Annotated in this window: 9 protein-coding genes, 1 tRNA gene and 3 rRNA genes; 4 read left to right on the top strand and 9 right to left on the bottom strand. The window is 52.8% G+C overall.

Annotation, left to right across the window (positions count from 1 at the left end; all coding sequences use genetic code 11):
- Positions 1–406: 406 nt before the first annotated feature.
- Entirely contained in the window at positions 407–1,042 is a 636-nt protein-coding gene (gene yihA / locus ACR8BN_RS00445) for a ribosome biogenesis GTP-binding protein YihA/YsxC (RefSeq protein ID WP_010258448.1), read from the top strand.
- Positions 1,043–1,459: 417 nt separating this feature from the next.
- On the opposite strand, the gene polA is transcribed toward yihA, so the two are convergent.
- From polA to ACR8BN_RS00425, 4 genes are all read right to left on the bottom strand, one after another.
- Positions 1,460–4,246: a DNA polymerase I gene (polA, locus tag ACR8BN_RS00440; RefSeq protein WP_163658197.1), complete on the bottom strand. Its 2,787-nt coding sequence runs from the start codon at positions 4,244–4,246 to the stop codon at positions 1,460–1,462.
- 377 nt (positions 4,247–4,623) lie between these two features.
- Complete coding sequence (gene dsbA, locus ACR8BN_RS00435; protein ID WP_031591931.1) at positions 4,624–5,253, bottom strand: thiol:disulfide interchange protein DsbA; 630 nt, start codon at positions 5,251–5,253, stop codon at positions 4,624–4,626.
- 26 nt (positions 5,254–5,279) lie between these two features.
- Positions 5,280–6,266, bottom strand: coding sequence for a serine/threonine protein kinase (locus tag ACR8BN_RS00430; RefSeq protein WP_010258460.1), 987 nt, complete (start codon positions 6,264–6,266; stop codon positions 5,280–5,282).
- A 45-nt stretch (positions 6,267–6,311) separates the two neighbouring features.
- Positions 6,312–6,587 (bottom strand): YihD family protein, encoded by a 276-nt coding sequence (locus ACR8BN_RS00425; protein WP_033759287.1) that lies wholly within the window; start codon positions 6,585–6,587, stop codon positions 6,312–6,314.
- Positions 6,588–6,631: 44 nt separating this feature from the next.
- Between ACR8BN_RS00425 and mobA the strand changes: the two genes are divergently transcribed.
- Both mobA and mobB read left to right on the top strand, forming a co-directional pair.
- Positions 6,632–7,198, top strand: coding sequence for a molybdenum cofactor guanylyltransferase MobA (mobA, locus tag ACR8BN_RS00420; RefSeq protein ID WP_115758601.1), 567 nt, complete (start codon positions 6,632–6,634; stop codon positions 7,196–7,198).
- A 1-nt stretch (position 7,199) separates the two neighbouring features.
- On the top strand, positions 7,200–7,706 hold the full coding sequence (gene mobB, locus ACR8BN_RS00415) for a molybdopterin-guanine dinucleotide biosynthesis protein MobB (RefSeq protein WP_083070688.1): 507 nt from the start codon (positions 7,200–7,202) through the stop codon (positions 7,704–7,706).
- A gap of 85 nt (positions 7,707–7,791) precedes the next feature.
- On the opposite strand, the gene rrf is transcribed toward mobB, so the two are convergent.
- The 4 genes from rrf to ACR8BN_RS00395 form a co-directional block, all read right to left on the bottom strand.
- A 5S ribosomal RNA gene (gene rrf / locus ACR8BN_RS00410) occupies positions 7,792–7,907 on the bottom strand.
- Positions 7,908–7,998: 91 nt separating this feature from the next.
- Positions 7,999–10,906: ribosomal RNA gene (locus ACR8BN_RS00405) — 23S ribosomal RNA — on the bottom strand.
- Positions 10,907–11,136: 230 nt separating this feature from the next.
- Positions 11,137–11,211, bottom strand: a tRNA-Glu gene (locus ACR8BN_RS00400).
- A gap of 89 nt (positions 11,212–11,300) precedes the next feature.
- Positions 11,301–12,840 (bottom strand): 16S ribosomal RNA (locus tag ACR8BN_RS00395).
- The 16S, 23S and 5S rRNA genes sit together here with 1 tRNA gene alongside, the layout of an rRNA operon.
- A gap of 532 nt (positions 12,841–13,372) precedes the next feature.
- Between ACR8BN_RS00395 and mdtD the strand changes: the two genes are divergently transcribed.
- Positions 13,373–14,773, top strand: a complete 1,401-nt coding sequence (gene mdtD, locus ACR8BN_RS00390; RefSeq protein WP_031590970.1) for a multidrug transporter subunit MdtD — start codon at positions 13,373–13,375, stop codon at positions 14,771–14,773.
- Here the strand turns inward: mdtD and rbsR are convergent.
- Complete coding sequence (rbsR, locus tag ACR8BN_RS00385) at positions 14,770–15,762, bottom strand: ribose operon transcriptional repressor RbsR (RefSeq protein WP_373995254.1); 993 nt, start codon at positions 15,760–15,762, stop codon at positions 14,770–14,772. The two genes, mdtD and rbsR, sit on opposite strands and share 4 nt — an antisense overlap.
- Position 15,763 lies beyond the last annotated feature (1 nt).

The raw sequence follows: 15,763 nt of genomic DNA, 5'->3' as shown, positions 1-15,763 counted from the left end.
TCGTAACATCCCGGTTAATCCCGCGCCTGCTCAACTCCTGAGCTATTCCTTATCCCTGTCTGGCCGCATCCCTGACCCCTTTCCACTCCATCGCTCATAACCCTCCTGGTATCCCTGAGCGCATCATCCTGATGTGTGCTGCCGTGCACTGCACACTAATGTAGACCAACTGGTAAAAGCCTCAAGTCAGTGTCAAAAATAGTTAGTTCAAAAAAAGAACGATTAACATCAAGGCATTGAATTACATATTTTTTTATTTTTAGTAATTAAAGTAAAAAGCGAAATAACCCGCACCGTTAATGGCAAATCTCTTACAAAGTTTGTTACCGAGATGCGATTGAGCACTTTCGCGTCATAACGCGTATAATCGCCCGCATTGCCTTAATGCGTTTTCTGGAGTGTCACCTTGTCTGAATTGAATTATCACGTTACCCACTTTGTCATGAGCGCGCCGGATATCCGCCATCTGCCTGCCGATACCGGAATTGAAGTGGCTTTCGCTGGCCGCTCGAACGCGGGAAAATCGAGTGCGCTGAATACGTTAACCAATCAGAAGGGTCTGGCGCGTACCAGTAAAACGCCGGGACGTACGCAGCTGATTAACCTGTTTGAAGTGAAAGAAGGTAAGCGTCTGGTCGACCTGCCCGGTTACGGTTATGCCGAAGTCCCGGAAGAGATGAAGCTGAAGTGGCAGCGCGCGTTAGGTGAATACCTGCAAAAACGTCAGGCGCTGAAAGGACTGGTTATCCTGATGGATATCCGCCATCCGCTGAAAGATCTCGACCGGCAGATGATTCAGTGGTCAGTGGAAAGTGGCATTCCGGTGCTGTTGCTTCTCACTAAAGCAGACAAACTGGCCTCAGGTGCCCGTAAAGCGCAGCTCAATGTCGTGCGTGAAGCCGCACTCGAATTTGTTGGTGATGTGCAGGTAGAACTCTTCTCATCGCTGAAGAAAATCGGCGTGGATAAGGTTCGTCAGAAGCTGGACAGCTGGTTTAATACGCTTGAACCGGCGGTTGAAGATCAGGACGCGGAAGAGTGAGTGGAAACCCTGTGCCGGTGACGCTGACGGTACAAAAAGCCCAATAAAAAACGCCCCAGTCACAGAATGACTGGGGCGGCTAAATTCAGCCAAATCCGATTACGTGAAGTAAAAGGTCTGAAAGATAGAACATCTTACCTCTGTACCCTACGCGACGAACTTTACCTGATTTTCTGTGCGTGACAAAGGCTTTTTTGTTGCTTACTTACATCAAACAGGACTTTTTTTACCATGCACGTCACAAAAATAGCGTTGTGATGTAGTTTAATGACGAAAAAAGTGTTTAGGCGATAAGCAGTTAGAAAAGCGCTTTCTCTCCGTGCCAGCGTTGACCGCGCTAAACCGGGCAACTAAACGATTTTCTTATACCTGATTCAGGGCCGATTCTGTTCTTCAGAACCGACCACACGCATCGAATCAGTGGGCTTCATCCCAGTTGTCACCCACACCGACCTCAACCAGTAAAGGTACGTCGAGCTGTACGCTACCTTCCATCAGCGCACGGATTTTCTGGCTCGCCTCTTCAACCGCCTCGGCTTTGACTTCGAACACCAATTCATCGTGAACCTGCATGATCATTCTGACGGCATTGTCGTTTTGCTGTTCCAGCCAGTTATCCACGGCAATCATTGCCCGCTTGATGATATCCGCTGCCGTTCCCTGCATCGGCGCATTGATCGCGGCACGTTCTGCGGCTTTCCGGCGAATGGCGTTACCGGATTTAATATCGGGCAGCCACAGCCGACGGCCTTCCAGCGTTTCGACATAGCCTTTACTCGCCGCCAGCTGGCGTGTGTTCTCCATATAGCGCAGGACGCCCGGATAGCGTTCAAAGTAGAGATCCATATACTTTTTCGCTTCACCCGCACCGATATTCAGCTGACGCGACAGACCAAAGGCGCTCATGCCATAAATCAGACCAAAGTTGATCGCTTTGGCGCTGCGACGCTGTTCGCCGCTGACCTTATCCAGCGCCACGCCAAACACTTCGGATGCCGTCGCGCGGTGGATATCTTCGCCCTGGGCAAAAGCGTCCAGTAATCCTTTGTCCTGAGAGAGATGCGCCATGATACGCAGTTCGATTTGTGAATAGTCTGCCGCCACAATGCGATGGCCTTTGGCCGCAACAAATGCCTGACGGATTCGGCGTCCTTCATCATTACGCACCGGAATGTTTTGCAGATTCGGATCGGCAGAGGATAAGCGTCCGGTTGCGGTGACGGCCTGATGATAAGAGGTATGTACCCTGCCACTGATCGGATTAATCATCAGCGGTAATTTATCCGTGTAAGTAGACTTAAGTTTGGATAAGCCGCGATGCTCCAGAATCACTTTGGGCAACGGATAATCAAGTGCCAGCTCGGCTAACACCTCTTCGCTGGTTGACGGCGCGCCGCCTGGTGTTTTCTTCGTGGGTTTGATGCCCTGTTTTTCAAACAGGATCACCTGAAGCTGCTTGGTGGATGAGAGGTTAAAGGGTTCCCCCGCCAGCTCATGCGCTTTTAACTCAAGCTCAGCCAGTCGGGCCGTCAGCTCTTTCGAGTGCTGCGCCAGAATAGACTGATCGATCAGCACACCGTTGCGCTCTATGCGGGAAATCACCGTCAGTAACGGCATCTCGATCTGTTCGAAGACTTTTTTCGGTCCCGCTTCTTTCTCCAGCTCTGGCCACATCTTCAGATGCAGCTGCAAAGTCACATCTGCATCTTCGGCAGCGTAATGGGATGCCTGCTCTAACGCGATTTGATTGAACGTCAGCTGATTTTTACCTTTACCGGCGATCTCCTGGAAGGTCACGGTTTTATGGTTAAGCCAGCGAGCGGCCAGGCTATCCATGTCATGTTTGCCCACCACGCTGTTGAGGATATAGGACTCAAGCATGGTGTCGAATTTGATACCGGCCAGTTCAATGTCGTAGTTTTTCAGCACGCCGCGATCGTATTTCAGGTTCTGGCCAACTTTCCAGGCGCTCTCATCTTCCAGCAGGGGCTTGAGCTGTGCCAGAACGGTGGCGCGATCCAGTTGATCAGGCGCATCAAGATAGTCATGGGCAACCGGCAGATAGGCGGCTTCACCGGGCGCCACCGCGAAGCTGATGCCGACGATGTTAGCGCTCAGGGTATCCAGCGCGTCGGTCTCCAGATCAAACGCAAAAACTTCGCTGTTTTTCAGCTTCTCCAGCCAGCTATCAAAGAGATCCTGATCCAGAATGGTGACATAACCCTCGGTCGGTAACACGCTGCTGGTTTCAGCCACCGGGGCCGGTGCATCAGCCAGCGCTTTTTGCGCCTGCGTAGTGCTCTTTTTGCCCTGCAGCCATTTACCGTCCTGCAGGTCACTCAGCCAGCGTTTGAACTCGTAACGACTGAACAGGGCCTGCAATGCCTCTGTATCGGGTTCAGTGACTGTGAGCTCTTCACAGGGCAGCGCCAGCTCAACGTCTGTCTTAATGGTCGCCAGCTGATAAGAGAGAAACGCCACATCACGATTCTGCTCAAGTTTGGTCGCCATGGTTTTGGCACCACGAAATCCGAGATCGGCCACTTTGTCCAGATTGTCATAGATCGTCTGCATGCTGCCCAGCCCCTGCAGCAACGCCTGTGCCGTTTTCTCACCGACGCCTGGCACGCCAGGAATGTTATCGGAGCTATCACCCATCATGGCAAGGAAATCGATGATCAATGCGGGTGGAACACCATATTTCTGCTCAACCTCTTCTGGTCCCAGAATGGTGTTGCTCATGGTGTTAATCAGCGTGATGGCGGGCGTGACCAGCTGCGCCATATCTTTGTCGCCGGTGCTGATCAGCACTGAGAGACCCTTTTTCTCCGCTTCCAGCGCCAGCGTACCGATGACATCATCAGCCTCGACGCCGCTCACAGCCAGCAACGGCAGCCCCATCGCCCGCACCATCTCATGCAGTGGCTCAATTTGTGCACGGAGCTCGTCAGGCATCGGGGGACGGTGAGATTTGTAATGCTCAAACAGCTCGTCTCTGAAGGTTTTGCCTTTGGCATCGAACACCACAGCAACGTGACTCGGATTGTATTGCGCCAGCAGGCTTTTCAGCATGTTGAGCACGCCGTACATGGCGCCAGTGGGTTCACCTGCACTGTTGGTCAGCGGCGGAAACGCGTGATACGCGCGATAAAGATAGGATGAGCCATCGACCAGAATCAGGGGATTTTCTGCTATTTGCGCCATAAGTCTGTGTAGTCTTCGTTGCTATGAGTTGGGCTATAAGGATGCCACAACCAGGCAGAAATGGTGAACTAAGGCGTGCCACGTCTGGTGTTTTTCACGCTTTTGGGGACAGGATCGCAACGATCGTTCTGTGGATAACTTTGTGCGTAAAAATTATAACGCGCTGTTTTTCAGGAAAATAAATAATCGGCACCTGAATAAAAATCATAAATTTCATTGGCTTATTTAATTTCCGTGACCCGATCGCTATTTTTAATAGCGCGATCCCTTGTGTGGATATTAAATTTATGCCCTGGAGATGGACAAAAATTGGCCCGTTGTTCAAAGGCATAAAAAAAACGCCAGCAGAGCTGGCGTTTAACGGGGTGTGAGGCTGATTACTTCTGGCTTACCAGGAATTTAACCACGTTCGCATAGTCCGCGACGAAATTATCCATAGAGCTGGTATCCAGACCGCCGTTGTTAACCATGTATTTGCCGTTCACGAAAATAGCTGGCACACCACGCAGATCAACATCAGCAGCGGCTTTTTGCTGCTGCGCAACCAGCGCTTTTACGGCGAAGCTGTTCCAGGCAGCATCATAGTCAGCTGCGGAAATACCGGCCGCTTTGACAAAGGTCTCTTTCAGACTGGCAGGATCGGTGATGGTCTGCGTTTTCTGAATGCCATCGAAGATCGGTGCTGTCACTTTATCTTCAACGCCCAGCGCCATCGCGACAGCCCAGGCCTGGGTCACAACCGGCCCCAGATCTCCACCGAGAAAATCGACGTGGTATTTCACCATTTTAGTGTCAGCAGGCAGATTCTTTTTCACCGCGTCATTGACGTGATAAATACGTTCAAACTGATAGCAGTGCGGGCAGAAGAAGGAGAAGAACTCCATCACCTGAGGTTCGCCGGCCACAGGTTTAGGCAGACTCACATATTGTTTACCTTCAGTGAACTGGGCAGCAGATGCGCTGAATGCCAGCACTAAACCCATCAGTGCAAACCAAATTTTTTTCATCGTGAAAAATTCTCCTGACTACGTCATTAATATTGCGGTGTCAGCTGCAGAGGAGGTTCCTGCAACAGCTTCTCCTGCTCGGTAAAGAGTGAAATTTGCCTGCGCCAGAAATCTTCATCTGTCATCCAGGGGAAAGCGCGCGGAAAAGCGGGATCCTGCCAGCGTCGGACAACCCAGGCCAGATAATAAACCATGCGCATGGCGCGTAAAGGTTCAATCAGTGACAATTCATTAATATCAAAATCACTGAACTCACTGTACGCCTCCAGCAGTATATCCCATTGAATTCGCTGTTCCTGACGATCGCCGCTGATCAGCATCCAGAGATCCTGCACAGCAGGGCCATTACGGGCATCATCCAGATCGACAAACAGCGGTCCGTCACGCCACAGGATATTACCCGGATGGCAGTCGCCATGTAATCGTAGCGGCTGCCACGTGGTGTGCCACTGTTGTTGCAGCGTGTTTCCCAGCTTATCGATAGCCTGTAGCAGTGCAACTTTAAGCGATGCAGGCACTAACAGAGAGTGCTCCAGCACCTGCCGGGGTTCATGCAGATATTCATCCAGACCGATGGCAGGCCGATGCCTGAACAGCGCTTTACGCCCGGTCTGATGAATGCGGCCCAGGAAGCGGCCTACCCACTCCATCTGATCTTCGTTGTCTGTCTCATATTGCCGTCCGCCCAGGCTGGGGAATACGGCAAAGAAGAAGCCAGCGTGACTGTGCAATGTCTCACCCTTTAACCGCAGCGGCGCCGCGATGGGCACTTCATCAGCCAGCAGATCAAGTGCGTACTGATGTTCTTCAGCAATCTGTTCGGCACGCCAGCGCTGTGGGCGATAAAACTTCGCAACATAGCGGCGTTTTTCGTCGTCGCTGAATTGATAAACCCTGTTCTCATAGCTGTTCAGGGCTGTCAGACCCGATTCGACGCGAATTCCTGTTTCCCAGAGCGCATCAAGCAACACGTCGGGATTCAATGTCTGGAAATTAAAAGCAGCGTCGCTCATCATGTTACCTGTAGTTGCCCTTGCAAATAGCAGCCAAGGATAACACTACTCGTCCTGTTTAATGACACCCCGTGCGCGGAGCAGTGCTGTTTTGAAATCAACTTCATAGTCTTTTTTCAGGCCTGGGATCTCATCATCGCTGGCTGAGTCACGCATCTTGAGATGGTAAATTAATACATCATCGGTTAATTCACTTAATGGGCCACGGAAACCAGATTCCTGAGCCAGTTTCTGCAAAAATGTGACCAGATTAAGATCTGGCTCTTTTTGCCAGGCGGGTTGCAGCAACTCGATTAACTCGTTTAAACGATGGCATTTCATTCAGATTTCTCCTTTCACAGTGCGTCATCAGCGAGGGCACAGTCATGACAATGTTAACCGGCATCATTCTGGCCGGTGGTCAGGGCCGCCGTATGGGTGGTCAGGACAAAGGATTAGTACAGCTGGATGGCAGGCCGCTTTATCAGCATGTCCTTGAACGGCTCAGGCCACAAGTCGACATTGTCATGATTAATGCGAATCGTAATATTGATCGCTATCAGTTAAGCGGATGCCGCGTGGTGCAGGACGTCTTTGAGGATTATCCCGGTCCGCTGGCCGGTATCTACAGTGGGTTGCTCGCCATCGATGGTGAATGGGCCGCTTTTTGCTCCTGTGATACGCCTGCAATACCGCTCAACTTCGTGGAAAAACTGGTCGATCAACGCGGTGAGGCGCCGGCAGTCTGGGTACGTTCACAGTCGCGCGATCATCCTACGCTGGCGCTGATTCATCGGGAAATGGCTGCACCTCTTTATGACTATCTTCAGGCTGGTGAACGACGTCTTATGCATTTTCTGCGCGACCACGGTGGCCATGCTGTCCGGATGGATGATGATGAGGCTGCCTTCCGCAATATCAATACGCCTGATGACCTGAACAACAGAGGCTGACATGTCATTACCTATACTTGCCATTGTGGGCTGGAGTGGAACCGGGAAAACGACGCTATTGCAGCAGGTGATACCGATTCTCGGCGCTAAAGGTATCCGCGCAGGATTGATTAAACATACCCATCATCAGATGGATGTGGATACGCCTGGCAAAGATAGCTATCTGCTCAGAAAAGCGGGTGCCAGTCAGGTAATAGTGGCCAGTTCAGAGCGATGGGCACTGATGTGTGAGACGCCGGAAAAGCAGTCGATTAATCTGCCTTATCTGCTCAGCCGCATGGATCACGCTACACTTGAGGTCGTGCTGGTCGAAGGCTTCAAGGATGAACCCGTACCTAAAATTGTTTTATGGCGTGCCGGGATCAAGGGTGGGATCGAGGAACTGCTTGATGAGCAGGTGATCGCTGTCGCCAGCGACCAGAAATTAACTCTGAACGTGCCAGTTCTGGATATAAATCGTCCGGACAGCGTTGCAGACTTCATTGCTGACTGGCTTGAGAAAGGCTGAAATGGATGTTGTGATGCAGTTTTTCACGATCTGCGGACGTAAAAAAGCCCCGCACTTCCGTGCGGGGCTTCTTCACTTATTTAATGCCTGGCAGTTCCCTACTCTCGCATGGGGAGACCCCACACTACCATCGGCGCTACGGCGTTTCACTTCTGAGTTCGGCATGGGGTCAGGTGGGACCACCGCGCTAAAGCCGCCAGGCAAATTCTGTCTCCGCGCCGCCCGTAAGGCCGCGCAGATATATCCGGTTCAGGCTGAAAATTGTGTCTCTCAAAAACGCCTCTGGCGTTGTAAGGTTAAGCCTCACGGGTCATTAGTACCGGTTAGCTCAACGCATCGCTGCGCTTACACACCCGGCCTATCAACGTCGTAGTCTTCAACGTCCCTTCAGGACTCTCAAGGAGTCAGGGAGAACTCATCTCGGGGCAAGTTTCGTGCTTAGATGCTTTCAGCACTTATCTTTTCCGCACTTAGCTACCGGGCAATGCCATTGGCATGACAACCCGAACACCAGTGGTGCGTTCACTCCGGTCCTCTCGTACTAGGAGCAACCCCCCTCAATTCTCCAGCGCCCACGGCAGATAGGGACCGAACTGTCTCACGACGTTCTAAACCCAGCTCGCGTACCACTTTAAACGGCGAACAGCCGTACCCTTGGGACCTACTTCAGCCCCAGGATGTGATGAGCCGACATCGAGGTGCCAAACACCGCCGTCGATATGAACTCTTGGGCGGTATCAGCCTGTTATCCCCGGAGTACCTTTTATCCGTTGAGCGATGGCCCTTCCATTCAGAACCACCGGATCACTATGACCTGCTTTCGCACCTGCTCGAGCCGTCACTCTCGCAGTCAAGCCAGCTTATGCCATTGCACTAACCTCACGATGTCCGACCGTGATTAGCTGACCTTCGTGCTCCTCCGTTACTCTTTAGGAGGAGACCGCCCCAGTCAAACTACCCACCAGACACTGTCCGCAGCCCGGATTACGGGCCTACGTTAGAACATCAAACATTAAAGGGTGGTATTTCAAGGTTGGCTCCACGCGAACTGGCGTCCGCGCTTCAAAGCCTCCCACCTATCCTACACATCAAGGCTCAATGTTCAGTGTCAAGCTGTAGTAAAGGTTCACGGGGTCTTTCCGTCTTGCCGCGGGTACACTGCATCTTCACAGCGAGTTCAATTTCACTGAGTCTCGGGTGGAGACAGCCTGGCCATCATTACGCCATTCGTGCAGGTCGGAACTTACCCGACAAGGAATTTCGCTACCTTAGGACCGTTATAGTTACGGCCGCCGTTTACCGGGGCTTCGATCAAGAGCTTCTCCTTGCGGATAACCCCATCAATTAACCTTCCGGCACCGGGCAGGCGTCACACCGTATACGTCCACTTTCGTGTTTGCACAGTGCTGTGTTTTTAATAAACAGTTGCAGCCAGCTGGTATCTTCGACTGGCTTCGGCTCGGGGAGCAAGTCCCTCCACCTACGCGCCAGCGTGCCTTCTCCCGAAGTTACGGCACCATTTTGCCTAGTTCCTTCACCCGAGTTCTCTCAAGCGCCTTGGTATTCTCTACCTGACCACCTGTGTCGGTTTGGGGTACGATTCTGTGTTACCTGATGCTTAGAGGCTTTTCCTGGAAGCTGGGCATTTATCACTTCAGCACCGTAGTGCCTCGTCGTCACGCCTCAGCGTTAACAAGCGTCCGGATTTACCTGGACGCTCCGCCTACACGCTTAAACCGGGACAACCGTCGCCCGGCTGATATAGCCTTCTCCGTCCCCCCTTCGCAGTAACACCGAGTACAGGAATATTAACCTGTTTCCCATCGACTACGCCTTTCGGCCTCGCCTTAGGGGTCGACTCACCCTGCTCCGATTAACGTTGAACAGGAACCCTTGGTCTTCCGGCGAGCGGGCTTTTCACCCGCTTTATCGTTACTTATGTCAGCATTCGCACTTCTGATACCTCCAGCATGCCTCACAGCACACCTTCGACGGCTTACAGAACGCTCCCCTACCCAACAACACATAGTGTCGCTGCCGCAGCTTCGGTGCATGGTTTAGCCCCGTTACATCTTCCGCGCAGGCCGACTCGACCAGTGAGCTATTACGCTTTCTTTAAATGATGGCTGCTTCTAAGCCAACATCCTGGCTGTCTGTGCCTTCCCACATCGTTTCCCACTTAACCATGACTTTGGGACCTTAGCTGGCGGTCTGGGTTGTTTCCCTCTTCACGACGGACGTTAGCACCCGCCGTGTGTCTCCCGTGATAACATTCTTCGGTATTCGCAGTTTGCATCGGGTTGGTAAGCCGGGATGGCCCCCTAGCCGAAACAGTGCTCTACCCCCGAAGATGAGTTCACGAGGCGCTACCTAAATAGCTTTCGGGGAGAACCAGCTATCTCCCGGTTTGATTGGCCTTTCACCCCCAGCCACAGGTCATCCGCTAATTTTTCAACATTAGTCGGTTCGGTCCTCCAGTTAGTGTTACCCAACCTTCAACCTGCCCATGGCTAGATCACCGGGTTTCGGGTCTATACCCTGCAACTTAACGCCCAGTTAAGACTCGGTTTCCCTGCGGCTCCCCTATACGGTTAACCTTGCTACAGAATATAAGTCGCTGACCCATTATACAAAAGGTACGCAGTCACCCCCATAAAGAGGGCTCCCACTGCTTGTACGTACACGGTTTCAGGTTCTGTTTCACTCCCCTCGCCGGGGTTCTTTTCGCCTTTCCCTCACGGTACTGGTTCACTATCGGTCAGTCAGGAGTATTTAGCCTTGGAGGATGGTCCCCCCATATTCAGACAGGATACCACGTGTCCCGCCTTACTCATCGAGCTCACAGCATGTGTGCTTTTGTGTACGGGAGTATCACCCTGTACCCTGCGACTTTCCAGACGCTTCCACTAACACACAAACTGATTCAGGCTCTGGGCTGCTCCCCGTTCGCTCGCCGCTACTGGGGGAATCTCGGTTGATTTCTTTTCCTCGGGGTACTTAGATGTTTCAGTTCCCCCGGTTCGCCTTGCAGCACTATGTATTCATGCTGCAATGATGCACAGAGTGCACCGGGTTTCCCCATTCGGACATCGACGGCTGTAGCGGTTCATATCACCTTACCGTCGCTTTACGCAGATTAGCACGTCCTTCATCGCCTCTGACTGCCTGGGCATCCACCGTGTACGCTTAGTCGCTTAACCTCACAACCCACAGGCGTTTTACAACGCTGCGTGCTGCAAGCATTTGAGAGACTCGAACGCATCGCTGAGTCATTCCTTATTACGGAGGAATGACGCGCTGCGTCGTTTCAATTTTCAGCTTGTTCCGGATTGTTAAAGAGCAAATATCTCAAACGCGGCCCGGCTGCTTACGCAACCAAATCGGTTTTGAGATACTGTATGGAGACACCTTTCACCTGTCACCAAGCAGGTGGCGTCCCCTAGGGGATTCGAACCCCTGTTGCCGCCGTGAAAGGGCGGAGTCCTAACCGCTAGACGAAGGGGACACAAAAGTGTCACGACTTCGCAGCCGTCCTGCTCATTACTTTTTTATCAGACAATCTGTGTGGACACTGCGCGGGAAGGTATCTTCAGGTAAGGAGGTGATCCAACCGCAGGTTCCCCTACGGTTACCTTGTTACGACTTCACCCCAGTCATGAATCACAAAGTGGTAAGCGCCCTCCCGAAGGTTAAGCTACCTACTTCTTTTGCAACCCACTCCCATGGTGTGACGGGCGGTGTGTACAAGGCCCGGGAACGTATTCACCGTGGCATTCTGATCCACGATTACTAGCGATTCCGACTTCACGGAGTCGAGTTGCAGACTCCGATCCGGACTACGACGCACTTTGTGAGGTCCGCTTGCTCTCGCGAGGTCGCTTCTCTTTGTATGCGCCATTGTAGCACGTGTGTAGCCCTACTCGTAAGGGCCATGATGACTTGACGTCATCCCCACCTTCCTCCGGTTTATCACCGGCAGTCTCCTTTGAGTTCCCGACCGAATCGCTGGCAACAAAGGATAAGGGTTGCGCTCGTTGCGGGACTTAACCCAACATTTCACAACACGAGCTGACGACAGCCATGCAGCACCTGTCTCAGCGTTCCCGAAGGCACCAATCCATCTCTGGAAAGTTCGCTGGATGTCAAGAGTAGGTAAGGTTCTTCGCGTTGCATCGAATTAAACCACATGCTCCACCGCTTGTGCGGGCCCCCGTCAATTCATTTGAGTTTTAACCTTGCGGCCGTACTCCCCAGGCGGTCGACTTAACGCGTTAGCTCCGGAAGCCACTCCTCAAGGGAACAACCTCCAAGTCGACATCGTTTACGGCGTGGACTACCAGGGTATCTAATCCTGTTTGCTCCCCACGCTTTCGCACCTGAGCGTCAGTCTTTGTCCAGGGGGCCGCCTTCGCCACCGGTATTCCTCCAGATCTCTACGCATTTCACCGCTACACCTGGAATTCTACCCCCCTCTACAAGACTCAAGCCTGCCAGTTTCAAATGCAGTTCCCAGGTTAAGCCCGGGGATTTCACATCTGACTTAACAGACCGCCTGCGTGCGCTTTACGCCCAGTAATTCCGATTAACGCTTGCACCCTCCGTATTACCGCGGCTGCTGGCACGGAGTTAGCCGGTGCTTCTTCTGCGGGTAACGTCAATCGACAGGGTTATTAACCCCGTCGCCTTCCTCCCCGCTGAAAGTACTTTACAACCCGAAGGCCTTCTTCATACACGCGGCATGGCTGCATCAGGCTTGCGCCCATTGTGCAATATTCCCCACTGCTGCCTCCCGTAGGAGTCTGGACCGTGTCTCAGTTCCAGTGTGGCTGGTCATCCTCTCAGACCAGCTAGGGATCGTCGCCTAGGTGGGCCATTACCCCGCCTACTAGCTAATCCCATCTGGGTTCATCCGATAGTGAGAGGCCCGAAGGTCCCCCTCTTTGGTCTTGCGACGTTATGCGGTATTAGCCACCGTTTCCAGTGGTTATCCCCCTCTATCGGGCAGATCCCCAGACATTACTCACCCGTCCGCCACTCGTCACCCAAGAGCAAGCTCTCTGTGCTACCGTCCGACTTGCATGTGTTAGGCCTGCCGCCAGCGTTCAATCTGAGCCATGATCAAACTCTTCAATTTAAGTTTGATTTGCTTAAACAAGTTAAGCGGTGCTCATCTGTAAAACGTCATAATGAATTTCATTATGTGTTCACTCGTGAGGCTTGATATTTTTTACGTCCGGAGACGCTGATATCAATCCTGCGAGTGCCCACACAGATTGTCTGATAAATTGTTAAAGAGCAGTGCGAACAGTGCGTTAGCGTCCTGTCGCGAGGTGGCGTATATTACGCTTTCCTCCTGCAGAGTCAACCTCTTTCTCAGAAGTTTTTCTCCGGCGGCGCAGTCTCCTGTGCCTCTCAACCCGTTTCCCGTTGCCGGTGTTCCGTGTCGATGGAGGCGCATTATAGGGAGTTTCCGCGGGCTGACAAGCGTTTCTTTGAATTAATTTGCTGAGCGCATCTTTTTTAAACGAACGGCTTAAAAAGAGACGTTTCATGAAGGAATAACGCACAAAAATCGCCATTAAACGTTGTAAAGAGACCTGCCGTTGCTTAATGCGGGTGCTATTATTTTGCTTCTTCTCGCAGGATAACCCCAGGAAGGACACTCAATGATAAAATCCGCGCGCAGCATGGCTGGTTTGCCATGGATAGCTGCCATGGCCTTTTTCATGCAGTCACTCGACGCCACCATACTGAATACAGCCCTGCCCGCTATCGCCACCAGCCTCGACCGTTCTCCTCTGGCCATGCAATCCGCCGTCATCAGTTACACCCTGACTGTCGCTATGTTGATTCCGGTCAGCGGCTGGCTCGCCGATCGCTACGGCACGCGCAAGGTGTTTATCGTTGCCGTTTCGCTGTTCACCCTCGGCTCGCTGGCTTGTGCACTTTCTCCCACACTCCAGGTACTGGTCATCTCGCGCATCATACAGGGCGTCGGTGGTGCAATGATGATGCCGGTCGCGCGGCTGGCGCTGTTACGCGCCTATCCGCGCAGTGAGCTGTTGCCGGTGCTCAACTTTGTCACCATGCCGGGATTAGTTGGCCCGATACTGGGTCCAATGCTGGGCGGGGTGCTGGTGACCTACGCGACCTGGCACTGGATCTTCCTGATTAATATCCCGATTGGCATTCTCGGCATTATCTACGCACGCAAATATATGCCGGACTTCACCACGCCGAAGCGCCGCTTCGACTTTTTCGGCTTCTTATTGTTTGGGGCCGGACTGGTGATGATCTCGATTGGGATTGAGCTGTTTGGCGAGCGGATTGTTTCCGCCTGGCTGGCGGGCGGGATATTACTCAGCGGGATTGTGCTTTTGCTTCTTTATATAGTGCATGCCCGAAATCACCCTTCGCCACTGATCAATCTGCCGATGTTTAAAACCCGGACGTTCTCAGTGGGCATCGGTGGCAACATCGCGTCACGTCTTGGCACCGGCTGTGTGCCCTTTTTGATGCCGCTCATGTTGCAGGTCGGCTTTGGTTATTCAGCGATTATCGCGGGCTGCATGATGGCACCCATCGCCATTGGTTCAATACTGGCGAAGTCGACTGTGACGCAACTGCTGCGCTGGCTGGGTTACCGCCGCCTGCTGGTTGGCATTACCGCCATTATTGGCATTCTGATCGCCAGCTTCTCTCTGCAGTCGCCCGCTGAAAGCATCATTGTGCTATTACTTCCGCTGTTTATTCTCGGCATGGCCATGTCTACGCAGTTTACCGCCATGAATACCATCACCCTGGCCGATCTGAATGATGATAACGCCAGCGGCGGTAACAGCGTGCTGGCCGTGACTCAGCAGCTAGCAATCAGTTTTGGTGTGGCCGTCAGCGCCGCGGTGCTGCGCTTCTACCAGGAGTTTGAAACCAGCACCATTTCACAGTTCCACGCCACGTTTCTGACCATGGGCGTGGTAACAGTACTGTCGGCGCTGACCTTTATGCTGCTGAAAAACGGTGATGGTCGTAATCTGATCAGTAATCGCGACAAAAAGAAAAAGCGCTAAACCGATCCACGCACCACCAGTTCCGGCGTCAGCACCAGCGTTTGCTGACTGGCGTCGGGATTGCTGAGACGATGGAGCAGGGTGTCTATTGCCAGTTCACCCAGCGCATCTTTCGGCTGATGAATGGTACTCAGTGGCGGAGTGAGATAGCGCGCCAGTTCGATATCGTCATATCCCATTACCGCCATCTGCTGCGGAACCTGCATGCCGGCCTGATAGAGTGCGTGATAAACGCCCACCGCCATGGCATCGTTGCTGGTGAAAACCGCTTCCGGCGGCGTTTCCAGCGCCAGCAGTTCGACCATCCCGTTGTAGCCTCCCTGGAATTCAAAGTCACCATTCACCACATAGCCGGGCAGAATCGCCAGGCCACTCTTTGTCATGGCGTTGCGATAACCTTCCAGACGCATACGAGCCGGGGTTTTGTCCTGTGGACCGGCGATACAGGCGATGCGGGTATAACCACTGTCGATAAGATGCTGAGTCGCCATCTCCCCGCCCAGCAGCGCGTTATCCTGAATAATGTCACCACGGCCTTCAAACGGCGCCCAGTCCATCATAACGGCAGGTATAGAGGGATAACGGTTCAGAATGTCGGCCGAGGGCAGGTGGCTTTCCGTACACATGATCAATAAACCGTCGACGCGCTTCTGCATCAGCGTTTCCAGGCTGCGGTTCATCCGCTCTTCATCGCCTGCCGTGTTACAGAGAATCAGGCTGTAGCCACGCTGATAGCAGCTCTCCTCCACGCCCCGCACCACTTCGGCATAAAATGGGTTACTACTGGTGGTCAGCAACATACCGATCGTGTGCGTCTGATTGATTTTCAGACTGCGCGCCAGCGCAGAGGGGGCGTAGTTCAGATGGCGGATGGCCTGCTCAACTTTTTCGCGCACGCCTTCACTAACAAAACGATTGTTATTGATAACGTGCGAGACAGTGGAGGTAGAGACGCCCGCCAGGCGAGCGACATCTTTCATGGTGCTCAAA

It is taken from the genome of Pantoea sp. Lu_F5_004, from assembly GCF_051136245.1.
Taxonomy (GTDB): Bacteria; Pseudomonadota; Gammaproteobacteria; order Enterobacterales; family Enterobacteriaceae; genus Pantoea; species Pantoea agglomerans.
The sequence above is the reverse complement of the archived record's forward strand: the minus strand, read 5'-3'. Positions and strand labels throughout refer to the sequence as shown.